This is a genomic window from Sphingobacterium sp. Ag1 (genome assembly GCF_000988325.1).
Lineage (GTDB): Bacteria > Bacteroidota > Bacteroidia > Sphingobacteriales > Sphingobacteriaceae > Sphingobacterium.
Map to the genome: position 1 here is coordinate 170006 of NZ_LBGU01000039.1, position 14763 is coordinate 184768.

A 14763-nucleotide genomic window follows, 5' to 3' on the forward strand; every position below is an offset into this window, starting at 1 on the left:
TGATGAGACGGCTCATGCTTCCTACAACGTCAACTAATTATTCGCCGTTTTCAAGTCACTAAAACCGATAGCCAAGCGAAATACCCAAAGAGCGGTTACGTATAGCATCTCCAGATTTATAATCCCCCCATTTGGATTCCAAATTGGCAATTCCTTTCTGAACTTCTATGCCGACAAGATAATGTTCCCTAAAAAGATAATTCACTTTTGCACGAGCGCCATAATCAAAAGGTCTCCCAAGATTATAGCTTCCATATGCACCTTCACTGGCATCGTTCGTAAATTTAATGTCGCCCTCCTCACCAATGGCAATATCACCTAAATGGACAGGGCCTGAGGTTTTCCATTTCCCACCTAATCCATAACCGATATAAGGGCCTATACCGACCTCCAGTTTACCTGCACCAATCGTAGCATTAAAAACAACATCGATAGGCATTTCGATATAAGACGTATGTGCTTTAAAATCCTTACCCCAACCGATAACATTTCCCTCATTTCGTTCAAATCCCCGTTTAGCGAATATAAAGGCCGGTTCTAAAGAGAAATACTCACTGAGGCGTAATGTGGGACCGAGCCCCAAATACAGACCTGAAACCGCGGCCGTGCTGGCCTTATCGCCCGCTTTATTTTTAGCATCCACATTTGAAAAGGCAACCCCAGCTTTTACATTCCATTTTGTCTGCGCATAGCCTGTATATGCTCCAAGTGACAGACACAACAATAACGCGGTTTTTTTGATATTCATCATACGAAAGAAATAGGTTTACATAATTTCTTTATTTAACGATAATTGCTTTTAAACGCTACACCGACCGTTGAACAAATAATCCAAAATACTCCCGGCAGTCATACATTTCTAAACAAATATTAATCAAAAATCTTTCGGTTTTTCGGCGCTCTGTTACGAAAACGATTGCGAAAAAACGTGCTTATTGTTTTCTGCCAATACTGTAAATTCACTTCATAGAAAATTTATTTTTCAGACCAATTAAATCTAAAAGCCTATGATCAAGATCAAAAACGCATCCGTTTCGAAGAATCGTTGGATGTATCCGGCAATACCATTATCCTGCTTGTTGGTCGTATCTAGCCTGACAACACAAGCGACTCCATTTGCACCTGTTAAAACAAACAGCAAGCTTTCACTGGCCATACAGCAGACAACCATTCGGGGTAAGGTTGTAGACAAAGACGGCAAAGGCATTGCCAATGTCACCGTTCAGATTAAAGGAACGAATCTAGCAACATCGACCAATGCAAGTGGTTCATTCGAACTCAAAAGTCAACAGAACGATGCAATATTAATTTTCACCAGCGTCGGTTATAAAAGTATCGAGACTAAGGCGCAAGCCGGCAGCCCCCTTACAATCACCTTGGAAAATGAATCCAAGGGACTTGACGAGGTTGTTGTTGTCGGTTTTGGTACACAGAAAAAAGAGAATGTAACCGGTTCGGTCTCTTCCATCCAGATGTCTGAGGTGGTGGAAAGCAGACCTGTAACCTCCTTGTCTGCTGGCCTAGCTGGGCAGGCACCGGGATTATATGTTAATCAGGGCTCAGGTAGACCGGGCAGTGATGGGGGAACACTGCGTGTTCGTGGACAGGGAACACTCAATAATGCCAACCCACTTGTCGTGATCGACGGCGTTATTGGCGACATGAACCTAATCAACCCACAAGATGTTGAAAGCATATCGGTGTTGAAAGATGCTGCCTCAGCGTCAATTTATGGTTCAAGAGCCGCAAATGGCGTTATCCTCATTACTACGAAAAAAGGTAAATCAGAGCAATTTAAAGTTATTTACAACAATTATTTCTCGAGTCAAAAACCATCCAACACCATTGGAATGGTTTCCAACTATGCCAACTATATGGAGCTGATCAATGAAGGCTATCGCAATGGCGATCCAAATGCTAAGCCCATATTTTCGCAGGAAAAAATTGACCTCTGGCGCCAGAACGCTGGACAGGATCCATTGAAATACCCCAACACGGACTGGGTTTCGGAGCTTTTCCAAAACAAAATCAGCCAAAACCATAACCTTTCCTTTACCGGAGGTAGTGACAAAATCAAGTTCTTTGGCTCCTATGGTCTCCTCAACAACCCTGGAATCATCGAACAGGCAACGTACAAACGTCATACCGGACGTATCAATTTAGAAGCGGATGTAAAACCCTGGTTAACGTTGGGAGCCAATATCAATGGTGTGGTTTCCAAAACAGATATTGGGACCAACATCATCGATGATGTATTTACTTTTGCTGCAGCAAGTACCCCAGGAATGGTACTGCGTGCGCCAGATGGCAGATTTGGTTCACCAAATAATCCGGAAGACGATCCGCAGTCCAACAACGTGCTCCACCGCTTGTATGCGCAGAAAGGTAACATCAACAAAAACCGCTTTGTATCACGATTCTACGGAAAACTGAAACCTATCGAAGGACTTTCTATCGAGGGATCATACACCTATACCTATGATGATGATTTCGTCTATTCGCAACCCGTGTTTAATGATCGCTGGAACTTTCTGACCAATACAGTTGCAACAGCGGGTACAGGACGTTCTTCAGTAACCAACGAATCGATCAAATCCTACCGCTATTACATGGATGGAATTGCTAAATATAAAAACAAACTGTTTGAAAAACTGAACTATGAAGTCATGGTCGGTGCCAGCCAGGAGTATTTTAAAGATGGCTGGTTTGCAGCATCCAAACTCGATTTGGTAGACCCCTCGCTGACCGTCCTCAACGCGGCGACTATGGATGCGTCGGCTTCAGGCAACATCACCGATTGGGCTATGCGTTCGTTTTTTGGCCGCATCAACCTATCTTGGGATGACAAATATCTCTTGGAAGCCAATCTAAGGACGGACGGTTCATCACGTTTTATGAGCGGAAAAAGCAGATGGGGAACATTCCCTTCAGCTTCCTTTGGCTGGAAGGTTTCCTCAGAAGATTTCTATGATGTCAAATGGATGCCCAACCTGAAATTCCGCGCATCATATGGCGCCCTGGGTAACAATGGAACCACCGATGAATCTTTCCGCAAAAACGCCAACATCAACAATTACGAATACCAAGCGCTTTATAATCCAACAAACTATGTGTTAAATAACCAGCTCTATGTCGGTTTTGCGCAGACCGTATTGAGCAATGCGCTTCTAACTTGGGAAAATACCTATATCCTGAATGCTGGTTTGGATTTTGACCTATTCAATTACAAACTGGGCGGCTCGATCGATGTCTTTAACAAAGTAACGGACAATATCTTAATCAATCTCCCCGCTCCCTTGGTTGTCGGAAATGCAACAATACCACGCACCAATGCGGCCAAAGTACGTAATAATGGTGTCGAACTGAATTTGACTTACCGCGATAAAATTGGCGATAACTTTAAATTCAACATTGGCGGTAACTTTACTTTCATTGACAATAAAGTAGTCAAGTTTAAAGGCAATGACAAGTCTATCAGTGGTTCCAATTTGCTTCAAGAAGGTTATGCCATCAATACCCAATATATCCTGTTAACCGATCGCATATTACAGACGGATGCTGATATGCAGCTCGTACAGCAGATGATCGATAATGCGCCAATCGATCCGAATACCAATCAAAAAGTCAATCCATTCGCATCTTATGGCACACCTAAAAAAGGAGATCTTTTATATAAAGACACCAATGGTGATGGCGTCATCAACGACAATGACAGGGTTCCGGTAGGCCATGGTACAGCGCCTCGCATGACCTATGGTTTTAACATGGGATTCGATTATAAAGGATTTGATTTCTCGGTCTTCTTGCAAGGTAACGCGGGCAACAAAGTGGTCTGGACGGATGGTTATTACACACCTACTGTTCGCTGGGGCTACCAGATCAATCAGGAAATTGCTGATGGCCGATGGACTGAAGGTGCTACAGATGCCAAATTCCCACGATTGCTGCCTTATACAGATACCAAAAATACCAAAAACAGCGATTTCTGGTTACAGAATAAGGCATTCGTCCGTGTAAAAAATATCCAGCTGGGCTATACAGTTCCAAACGATATTACGAAGCGGATACAGGTGCAAAATCTACGTGTTTTTGCATCGCTTGAAAATTTCTGGACCATAACCAAATATAAGGGTTTCGATCCGGAGGTTAGCGGCACCAACTATCCAACCATGAAACAGGCTGTTTTTGGTGTGAGTTTATCCTTTTAAGGAGAAAGGTGTGCGACAGAGGATATGTTCCCGACCTGTAACAGATAAATTATGAACAAAAGTTGAAAAGAGCTTTTAATTAATTAAACCTCATGAAAAAGATTTCACTACTCATAGCCGGATGCATTGCTTTATCATCTTGTTATAAGCTTGACACGACACCATATAGTCAGGTAAGTGCTAGCACATTCTGGCAAAATGAAGACCAGGCCTTAGCTGGCGTACTGGGCTGTTATAATGACTTAAAAAAAGAAGCCACCTTCGGCTTACAATTTTCTTACGATGGACTTACCGATATTGGCCTGGGCTATGATCCTCCGGGCTTGGGCGAGGTGATCAGCGGAACGTTCACCGACCGTTCATCTATTATTGTGGATAGATGGCAAGCAGGCTACGATCTGATCCAACGCTGTAATCATGCAATCGCGCATATCCAACCGATGACCATAGACAAGACCAAACAGGAGGGCTTTATAGCGGAGGCCAAGTTCTTACGGGCATTGATGTATTTCCAGCTGACCAATCTCTATGGCGCCTTACCAATATACGATGAAACTGTAGACTTGAATAAAGATTTCGCCGATCTTAAAAACAGCCGTTCTTCCGTTGAAGATGTCAATAAGTTCATCCTCAATGACCTGAACTATGCGATTGAAAAACTGCCGGTAAGCTACGATGCCAAGTATTATGGGCGGATCACCAAAGGTGCAGCGTATGCGTTAAGAGGGAAAGTAGCCCTTTACAATAAAGATTGGGCTGGAGCAATCCGGGATTTTGAAGAGATTGTTTACAACAAGACCAACACGTATGGCTATAGTTTAAACACAAGCTATTCCGCGTTATTCACCATGGATGGCGACCAATCGCCGGAGATGATTTTTGCCATTCAGAATATGGGCGGCACCGGCTTCCCGTATGGCATGCCCATGGCCTTCTATATGGGAACGCGCTCAACCTTTGGTAGTGACTGGAACAACTGTATGCCGAGCACACGCCTTGCAGACCGTTACGAAAACCGTGATGGAAGCCCCTTTAACTGGAATGATTATTTCCCCAACTATACAACGGATAATGCGGTTAAAAAACAGGCGATGGAGTCTACGCAATCTGGAGGCACGCTTACCAAAGTACCAGATACAGCAAAACTGCGTCAGATCTATGCCAACCGCGACCCTCGTATGAATCAGACACTTATCGTACCTTATTCACATTACTTGGGCTGGAACGCCAATAAAGAAAGAGATATGCAGTTGATTTTGGCAACCGGAGTCAATGAAAACTTTGGTCAGATCCGCAACAACCGGGGCTGGTATACCTACTTATGGCGGAAATTTGTGCCTGAAGGGAACCTAAAAGGAGCCATCACCGATCGCGCACATACACCGATCAATTTCCCAATCATCCGTTTGGGCGACGTGCTTTTGATGCTTTCCGAAGCGTACAACGAATCCAATCAATTGGACAAAGCGATTACTGAGCTTAACAAAGTACGTACCCGTTCAAAAATGCCGGCGTTAAATAGTGGCAGTTCATTTTTGGCAGTCGGTAGTAAAGCAGATATGAGTAAACGTATCCAGCACGAACGGGCCGTAGAACTAGCAGGTGAAGGATGGCGTTATTTTGATCTTAAGCGCTGGAACCTCTTAGAAAGCGTTTCCAAAGACTACATCGAAAAAAGTATTACCGGAGACAATCTCGTCACCCGGGGTTACCAAAGCCGTCATAAGCTTTGGCCAATACCAGGACAAGAGATTGAAATGAACCCGGCATTACTACCACAAAATCAAGATTGGTAATCATGAGAATGTGTGTAATTCTATTTCTTTTCCTGAGCAGTTTTTCTTTCCAAAGACTGCTAGGAAAAGATCTGAACCTCCTGACGGGCGCCTTTAAGCAGGATAACTTGAAAGCGAGTCTAGGAAATGACAAATCGTGGGTCCCCTATCCGGCTTATTCGGATCGGGCGGCCTGGGATAAGCTGATGGCTCCTTTTAAAGACCGTATAATCAAAAAGGGAAATGAGGCTCTTAGCTACCAATGGCAAGTCGTTAAAGCAACAGATTATCTCGAATATGAGCGTTCAGGCAACCGGAGCATCATGGAAAAACCCATGAATGAAAATTGTACTGCACTGACCAACCTACTGTTGGCGGAGCTTGCAGAAGGACAGGGGCGCTTTGTTGACCAAATCCTAAACGGTAGTTGGCAATTGACAGAAATGGCAACATGGTCGCTCTCGGCCCATCTTGGCGCCTTTCAGTCCACCAAACGGTCTCTACCGCAAGAACGAACACAAGTGGTCGATCTGATGGCCGGTGATGTAGGCTCCCTCCTCTCCTGGGTTCATTATTTCTTTCGCGATACATTCAATACAATAAACCCCGAAATCAGTATCCGTCTTAAACAACAGATTCAACAACGCATTATACAGCCCTACCTAGACCGCAACGATATGTGGTGGCAGGCATTTGAACTCAAGGAAACACAGCTGGTCAACAACTGGAATCCATGGTGTAACTTTAATGTCCTTACGGTCTTGCTTTTGATTGAAGACAATCCCGATATTCAACTGGCGGGGATTTATAAGACGATGTCTTCTGTGGATCGCTTTATCAACTATGTCAAAACAGACGGTGCCTGCGAAGAGGGCCCCTCCTATTGGGGGCATGCTGCGGGTAAGCTGTACGATTATCTGAAAATACTTTCGCTGGCCACCAAGGGTAAGATCAATATTTTTGATAAACCTGTAATTCGCGATATGGGCGAGTACATCGCACAATCTTATATTGGCGGCGATAAATGGGTCGTTAATTTTGCCGATGCTTCGGCCAAAGGGGGTGGCGATCCGCTATTGATCTACCGTTATGGACAGGATGTCAATAGTAGCGAGATGATGCAATTTGCCCGATATATGGAAAATATCGGCGACAAAACTGCAAATTTCAAACCTTCAAGGGATATTTTCCGCGCCTTCGAAGATCTGAGATGCTATCCGGAATTAGAGAACGTTACCGCTGCACTCCCTCAAAACAATTTTAAATGGTATCCAGAAACACAATTTATTTACCTGAAAAAGGGTTCATTTTTCTTTGCCGCCAAAGGTGGTTTCAATAATGAAAGTCACAACCATAACGATGTCGGGAGTTTTATCTTATACCAGGACCAACAACCACTGTTCATTGATGCCGGTGTGGGTACCTATACAAAGAAAACATTTAGCGATGACAGATACAGTATCTGGACAATGCAGAGTGCTTACCATAATGTTCCGATGATCAATGGAGCCGACCAATCTTTTGGAAAGGAATATAAAGCTGAACATGTGGCATTTCTGCCTGCACAAAATAAATTCCAGCTTGATATTGGAAAAGCATATCCGAAGTCGGCCAATGTTGAGCACTGGAATAGAAGTTACACCCTTGTACAAAACGGGCTGGACATTCAGGATGAGTTTAAAATCACAGGTCCTAAGCAGGCCAATATCCTCCATTTTCTGGTTGCTCAGGAACCAAAAATTGGCAAAGGAGAAATCCTTCTCAATAATGGGCGCGCCACCTTACACTTTGATGCGGGCCAGTTCACAGCGAGCTACGATGTCATTCCTCAGGATGACCCACGTTTAAGTCAAGTCTGGGGTAAGGAACTTTATCGCATCAAGCTCACAGCTAAAAGCATCAAATCTACTGGAAAATACACCTTTACGATTCGCCAAGAGGCTATAAAATAAAAGGAATCGAAATTATTATGTAACTTACTAAGAATATAAGCCGTTATGAAAAAAAGAAAACCTGGTCTAAAAGCGCTTTTTGTTATCGCTTCTAGTCTGATCACATTGAGCTTTACGGATCAAAAACCAAGCTTTATTGACACAAGTTTTAAAGCAGCAGAAAAGCAATATCAGTTCTTGGAACAAGCAGCAGAAAAGCAGCACAAGTTCCCGCGTACATTGAGCCCTTCGGGACAATTGGTAGGCACAGACGAATGGGATTGGACAGGCGGTTTCTTCCCAGGATCACTGTGGTATATCTACAACCATACCCATAACAAAGAAACCGAAGCCGCAGCGATCAAATGGACAGAGGCGCTTGAAAAGGCCAAAGACCTGGATCAACATCATGATATTGGTTTTGTGATGTATTGTTCCTATGGCAATGCCATTAAATACCTTAAAGATTCCAAAAAAATTGCCGCCTATAAGGACATCCTCATCCATTCCGCCAATACTGCGCTCAAGCGTTATAATCCGCAGGTGGGTGTCATCAAATCATGGAACGAAAAAAAATCTTGGGACGGCAAGACCCTGTGGAAATATCCAGTCATTATCGACAACATGATGAACCTGGAGATGCTGTGCTATGTATCCGACTTGACGGGAGATGCCAAGTACAAGGATGCGGCCATCAGTCATGCCACCCAAACCATGAAAAATCATTTCCGTAAAGATTATAGCACCTATCATGTGGTGGACTACGATGCCAGAGGAAATGCAATCCATCAACAGACCAACCAAGGCTATGCAGACAATTCAACCTGGGCACGCGGTCAAGCTTGGGCTATTTATGGATTTACCATGATGTACCGGGAGACCAAAAAACCAGAATTTCTTAAAACAGCAAAAGCGGCGGCAAAGTTTTACATGACCCATCCGAATCTGCCAAAAGATAAAATTCCGTATTGGGATTTTAATGCGGGAAAGCCAGGTTATAAGTCGGATGCTGATTTTTCCTCCTTGAAATTGAATTTTGTTCCGCGTGACGCCTCAGCTGCAGCCATTGTTGCGTCTGCACTGATTGAACTCTCAACATTGACCACGGGTACAGAAAGCAAATCCTATTTGACATTTGCTCAGGAAAGCCTGCAAACATTATCGGGAAGCACCTATTTTGCCAAATATGCGACCAATGGTGGTTTCTTACTGCAACATAGCGTCGGAAGCTTACCCCATCATTCGGAAATCGATGTTCCGCTGACCTATGCAGATTATTATTATCTGGAAGGTTTGACACGGTTAGAACAACTCAAAAAATAAAAAATACCAAGGGGAGATATTTAACATCTCCCCTTGGTATTTTTATAAGCTTTCCAATTGTATTCGGATTATTTCTTCCCGATAGTGATTCGGTTGCTTACAGTACTTCCAGCGTATTCGCCCTGTGGAAGTGAAACCTCCAACGATTGATTTACTCGAAGCTGCTTATTGATAAGCTGAACCTTCACTATTTTGGCTTTTTGCAGTGGGTCTGCTATATCAAACTGAATCTTTGTAGGTTCCAGCAGGTTCAGTTGCATGATAGCTGGTTGATCGAGCTTTATAGACCAATCGCCAACTTGGTACGTTCCTGCTTGATAACAAACTAGCTGTAGAATCCTGTTTCCTTTATGTTCGACGGCTTGGATATCTGGTGTATTCTGCCAAATTTTTAGCTGTTGCATTGCTTTTTTATCAACAGTTTTGGTGCCAGGCAAAACAATATAGGCATAGCTCGCATTGTTCGGAGCAACAGCATGATCAAACCAGAGCTTGAAGACCTTTCCATGTACAGCATCTTTGGAACGGGAACGGTTGATACGATACCAGGAGCCGACCTGATCCTTTGTTGTCAATCCAACGTTCATCGCTGTTGGAAAATAATACAGGACATTATTATGGGTTATAAATTCACCTTCTTTGACAGTTCGCTGTACTGAATCGAGCGTCGACGTTTCCTTTCCATTCCAAATAACCGGGCCATTCAGCCAGGTTTGGTTTAGGGTTGTTACCACAGCTTCTGGCGCAGCACAGTGAATCCCAGCCCCCAAACAAACGATTTCCCGATCGAAAAAGAACCAGGCTTTTTGAGCGGTAACCCCATCGTACTGTACCGACATGGCTGAGGCTCCTGTCTTATCGTTGCTTACGCCGCCTGCAAAACTATTTGCGGCACGCGCGCCCCATTGTTCTTTCAGCTCCAGGTCGCCCGGATAATCGCGCGTTGTCGTTCCAGGAATTTTATCCCATTCCCATACAGGCATAATGTTATAATATTCCGGTCCAAACACCTGAATATTGGTCGCACCATCTGACATATTACGACCAAGCATATTTTCTCCATTTCCAGACTCCGATTTATTGGTACGGCTACTGGCCAATCGAACATTAAAATGAAATTGCTTACGTAAATGAGTGGTGTAATCACCTTTCCAGTAATGGCGGTGGGCCTCGATATTTTCGGCGTCAAAAGGCTGCACACTATCCAATTTTGCCAGCGCTTTATTCCAAACAGCATTTTTAGCTGGATCGATCAGCTTCATTTGTTGTAATATGGCAGTCTCCTGTGTCTTTTCCAAGATATTGGGGCGTGAGATCCCACGGCCATGTACATTAAAATCGATATAACGCGAACGTATAATTGGTAAATATGTTTCTGTGAGAAAACGTTCAAAAAGATCCAGTCTTTTTTGGTCAACAGCATAGGGTGTCTCGCGCACATAAGCCATAACTTTTGAGATCCCCTTCAGAAATTCCTCCCCATAGCCCGCAATATACAACTGTGGACCATGTTGTAAGTAGGAAAAATCATATTGCAGTCCTTCCTTGCCGTCCACAAGCTGTATCGGAAAAAGCAATTGCTCCATCGAAGCAGCCAATAGATTTGCATCTTCCAAGATTACTGCACGGTAAAAATAGTGCATGGCAATATCGCTTTTATTCGCCCCTGTTTTTGCGTAAGGATCGCCACGCTTCATCAGCTCAACAAGCGAAGTCTCTACTGTCGTAGGAATTTTTTCCTTCCCAAATTTCATCAGGATCAGACAAACACCGATGGCCTTTGGAGAAGCGATTTCGTTATGCCACCAATTCGAAGATTCAAAACGATTATTCGCCCAATATTGTGCCGCAAGCAGGATTTTATCGTAAAGTGATTTTTGTTGATAAGCTCCGCTTTGTGGAGACACATAGGCAACAATAAGTGTCCTTAACCGATCCAAGTGTTCTCCCGGAGGCCAAAGCGATATTGACTTACTGCTGTAATCGATATCTGCCCAGGTACCGTCCGCACGCAATTGATCACATAGGTTTCGTGTTTTATCTGCACCGGGCAATGGGCCACTTAATTCATCATCGTATACATGCTTTTTAATACGCACAAACGTATCGCTGTTCTGTGCCTTTGCCATAACCAAGGCAAAGGACAATAAAAATAAGATTAGTCCTTTCATCTGTTTTTGGTGTTCTTTACTTAAGGATATTGTCGTTCTGCGGCTCGTCCGACGACATCCATCCGGTGTTTCATCAGTTGATTTTGATCATTATCCAATACAGAGCTTAGCCATTTTGGATTCTCCAGTCCCTTTTCCCATTCCGTCAGTTTATGCAGCATCTCCTTTACACGCTCAGGATACTTCGTGGCCAGATTGTGCTGCTCCCGAAGATCATCCTTAAGATTGAATAACAAAATCGGATCATCTTTAACCACAATCAGTTTCCACTCTTTATGTCGCACAGCACGTGCAATCCCCCGGCGCCAGAATAAATAGTCGTGCCCATTTTTCACATCCTTATAGGAAGATAGCAAACTGATGCCATCGATTTGCTGCTCAGGGATTTTCTTCCCTTTTATTGCGTCGATGCTCGTGGGTAAAATATCCATACCCGATACCATGGCATCGGATGTTATCCCTTTCGGTAGTTTGGCTGGCCATTGCATAATAAGGGGAACCCGAATTCCACCTTCCCATTTTGATCCCTTTAAACCACGCAATTGCCCATTGTCTGCACCATTATTTGTTGCCGCACCATTATCATTCATAAAAATGATTAAGGTGTTTTCATAAAGTCCTTCTTGCTTTAAATGGTTGACCAGACGTCCAATATTTTCATCCATATTGTCCAACATAGCCAGATAAGCCCGTCGCAATGGATCGGCTACATTTTTATACTTTTCAATGGTCTTCAGGGGTGCTTCGACGGGTGTATGCACAGCATTGAATGCTAAATACATAAAAAAAGGTTGGCTTCTATACTGATGAACATACGAAATTGCTTTATCAGTCAATGTTTCTGTCAAATAACGAATCGAATCTTCGGGGACTACACGTTGATCGTCATAAAGCAGCTGCGTTGGCTTAACGGCTCCCTGGATTGGGAAGTAAGGACGGTCGCCGCCAATAAAACCATAGAAATGATCAAATCCACGTTTAAGCGGATTAAATTGTGGACCATCCCCCTGATGCCATTTGCCAATGGCCACAGTTTTATAGCCGTTATACTTCATAAAGTCGGCGATGGTGGCTACCTGTGTATCCATCCCGATGTCCTCTGGCGCGACACCCGCTGTTGGACGTTTGGAAATATTATGTTCAAAACCAAAACGCTGTTGATATCGGCCAGAAAGTAATCCCGCGCGAGAAGGAGCGCACACCGAAGCTGAGGCATAGGCCGACTGAAAACGCACCCCATTTTGTGCAAGTGCATCAATATTTGGGGTGTAGACCTCCTTGCCGCCGTAACAACTAAAATCATCATAACCTCCATCGTCGCTCAAGATGACAATAACGTTAGGATGTTGCTGCCCAAATACAGGAATCCCAAACGTAAAGAGTATATTCACAAGGGTTAATATACTATAGCACGTAAATCGGTAGAACATAACATTAGATTTATCCTTAAATGTATCGTTAAATGTATAGGATTTTTTGTTAAAAAACCGCAAACGATTTCGTTAGAATATTATTAGAAGATTAAAAATAAAGGTCAGTGATGAAAACAGATGAAAAAAAATTGGTCGGTACACTTGCGCATTTTTTGGTCAGTGATTCGGATAGCACTGCGTTAAGGTCATTTTTGTCTTCATTGACCTATCATCCCAGTACCATTAGAACCGAACTCGTTCAATTGTTAAACAAATGGCAAGATAAAGAGGATGACTTAATATTTCCTGCGAAGGATCTCTGGACGGATTTTAAGCAACTTGTGGGGAGCAATCCCGATCTCGGCGTGGCTATGGTTGATGGCTGTAACATTAACGATATTGCAAGTTTTTACGAAGAAATTAATGCCGTCTACATGTCCAGCGAAAGCTGGAAGATAGGAAGCCTGGATGGCTTTGACGACTTGCTCTACGGTGGATTTGGAACCTTTAAAGACGCTACTTCACATTGCATTGTTTGGAAGGATATTGCACAAAGCAGGACGTCATTGGGCGTTGAAACAACTTTGGCCTATTATCAGGGAAAGCTTGGCGCACAATCACCATTCAATCAAACGTATTTTCAAAAGAAACTAGATGAGCTAAAAGCTGGACGTGGAGAAACCTATTTTGACATTGTTGCCGATATCATCCGATCGCACCGCAAAGTAACCTGGATTTACACGGGATATCCTCAGAACAAATCGGTATATTTATAATAACTAAACTTAACATATGAAGCATCTTATCCGCCTAGTTTTCCTGCTCCTATTCTTCCAACAAGTTGCACAGGCCAGTGAGCGACTTAAAGTTGCTGTTGCGGGGCTCAACCATGACCACGTGTTCTTGCTTTTAAATTTATATAAGGATAAAAAAGTCGATATTATCGGTATTGCTGAACCGAATCAAACCTTATCAAACAAAATCCGAACGCAGTATAATTTACCTGACGCAATCTTCTATCATGACTTGCCCAGTTTATTGAAACATATCAAGCCGGACGCGGTGCTGGCCTACAATCCAACCAATGAGCATATCGACGTCGCAGAGACCTGTCTCCCGCTCAAGATCCCTGTCATGGTAGAAAAGCCTCTTGCGACGACTCTTTCTGACGCAAAACGTATTGCATTTTTGTCCAAACAGTTCGAAACGCCCTTTTTGGTGAATTACGAAACGACCTGGTATAAAAGCAATCAACAACTGAAGCAGCTGGTCGACAAGGATGAAATTGGAAAAATCACACGTATACTTGTAAAAGACGGGCACGAAGGACCAAAAGAAATCGGCTGTAGCAATTACTTCCTCGACTGGCTTACTGACCCGAAAAAAAACGGTGGCGGTGCAATCATGGATTTTGGCTGTTATGGCGCCAATCTGATGACCTGGCTCAAAAATGGAGAAAGGCCAATTTCGGTGACGGCCTTTACACAACAGCTTAAACCCGAGGTTTATCCAAAGGTAGACGATAATGCCACCATCATACTGAGCTACCGTGACGGCAGCACGGGCATTATTCAAGCTTCTTGGGCTTGGCCATACAGTGTTAAAGATCTGCAGGTATTTGGCACAAAAGCTCAGCTCTACGCCAAAAATGATAAAGAGCTCTTGAAATACAAACAACAGAATGATCCACCCTCAAATGTACCAACTACGGTCCCCTATTTTGAGACCCATATTGCCTATCTGGAACAGGTCCTGAAAGATGCCCGGGTGCCAGAAAATGATCTTGGATCGATCCACAATAATGTCACTGTAGTCGAAATCCTGGAAGCGGCAAAACGCTCGGCTAAAGAAGGGAAGTCCATTTTATTAAAATAAAAAAGATCTGTAGCGTACACCGCTACAGATCTTTTTCATGCCCTGCCGCTACGGGTAAGCAAAGCCGA

The 14763-nt window shown here is 43.6% G+C and carries 9 protein-coding genes; 6 read left to right on the forward strand and 3 right to left on the reverse strand.

Annotated features, from left to right (window positions below):
- Positions 1-58: 58 nt before the first annotated feature.
- Entirely contained in the window at positions 59-751 is a 693-nt protein-coding gene (locus AAW12_RS13485; protein WP_084823171.1) for an outer membrane beta-barrel protein, read from the reverse strand.
- 256 nt (positions 752-1007) lie between these two features.
- Between AAW12_RS13485 and AAW12_RS13490 the strand changes: the two genes are divergently transcribed.
- From AAW12_RS13490 to AAW12_RS13505, 4 genes are all read left to right on the forward strand, one after another.
- Positions 1008-4208: a SusC/RagA family TonB-linked outer membrane protein gene (locus AAW12_RS13490; RefSeq protein ID WP_156167644.1), complete on the forward strand. Its 3201-nt coding sequence runs from the start codon at positions 1008-1010 to the stop codon at positions 4206-4208.
- A 92-nt stretch (positions 4209-4300) separates the two neighbouring features.
- Complete coding sequence (locus AAW12_RS13495; RefSeq protein WP_046674160.1) at positions 4301-6004, forward strand: RagB/SusD family nutrient uptake outer membrane protein; 1704 nt, start codon at positions 4301-4303, stop codon at positions 6002-6004.
- A gap of 2 nt (positions 6005-6006) precedes the next feature.
- A complete protein-coding gene (locus AAW12_RS13500) occupies positions 6007-7935 on the forward strand; it encodes a heparinase II/III family protein (protein ID WP_046674161.1) in 1929 nt (642 codons plus the stop codon).
- Between the two features lie 45 nt (positions 7936-7980).
- Complete coding sequence (locus AAW12_RS13505; RefSeq protein WP_046674162.1) at positions 7981-9237, forward strand: glycoside hydrolase family 88 protein; 1257 nt, start codon at positions 7981-7983, stop codon at positions 9235-9237.
- Between the two features lie 68 nt (positions 9238-9305).
- On the opposite strand, the gene AAW12_RS13510 is transcribed toward AAW12_RS13505, so the two are convergent.
- Together AAW12_RS13510 and AAW12_RS13515 are read right to left on the reverse strand one after the other, a co-directional pair.
- Complete coding sequence (locus AAW12_RS13510) at positions 9306-11408, reverse strand: polysaccharide lyase 8 family protein (protein ID WP_046674163.1); 2103 nt, start codon at positions 11406-11408, stop codon at positions 9306-9308.
- 20 nt (positions 11409-11428) lie between these two features.
- A complete protein-coding gene (locus AAW12_RS13515; RefSeq protein ID WP_231585264.1) occupies positions 11429-12799 on the reverse strand; it encodes a sulfatase-like hydrolase/transferase in 1371 nt (456 codons plus the stop codon).
- 149 nt (positions 12800-12948) lie between these two features.
- Between AAW12_RS13515 and AAW12_RS26670 the strand changes: the two genes are divergently transcribed.
- The gene (locus tag AAW12_RS26670) at positions 12949-13596 is read left to right on the forward strand and encodes a hypothetical protein (RefSeq protein ID WP_231585265.1); all 648 of its coding nucleotides are present in this window, start codon (positions 12949-12951) and stop codon (positions 13594-13596) included.
- A 16-nt stretch (positions 13597-13612) separates the two neighbouring features.
- Positions 13613-14695 carry a Gfo/Idh/MocA family protein gene (locus AAW12_RS13525; RefSeq protein WP_046674164.1) on the forward strand — a complete coding sequence of 361 codons (1083 nt, stop codon included), beginning with the start codon at positions 13613-13615 and terminating at the stop codon, positions 14693-14695.
- Positions 14696-14763 lie beyond the last annotated feature (68 nt).